Annotated in this window: 1 protein-coding gene; it reads right to left on the bottom strand. The window is 64.7% G+C overall.

The genetic code is table 11. The features are described 5' to 3' along the window. The coding region (locus tag SB772_RS40340; RefSeq protein WP_410838558.1) for a thiolase C-terminal domain-containing protein at positions 1-278 on the bottom strand (278 nt) is incomplete at both ends.

Here is a 278-nt window from a genome sequence, read left to right on the forward strand (position 1 = left end):
TTATAGACAGTCACGACACACGCGCCGCCGAGCCCGACGTTGTGCGCGAGCGCGACGCGCGCGCCTTCGACCTGCCGCGCATCCGCCTTGCCGCGCAACTGCTTCGTGAGTTCGAAGCACTGCGCAAGACCCGTCGCGCCCAACGGATGCCCCTTCGACAGCAGACCGCCCGACGGATTGACAACCCATTTGCCGCCATACGTGTTGTCGTCATCGTTGACGAGCTTTGCGCCTTCGCCTTCCGCGCACAGGCCGAGCCCTTCGTACGTGAGCAACTC

The organism is Paraburkholderia sp. SIMBA_030 (assembly GCF_046535245.1).
Taxonomy (GTDB): Bacteria; Pseudomonadota; Gammaproteobacteria; order Burkholderiales; family Burkholderiaceae; genus Paraburkholderia.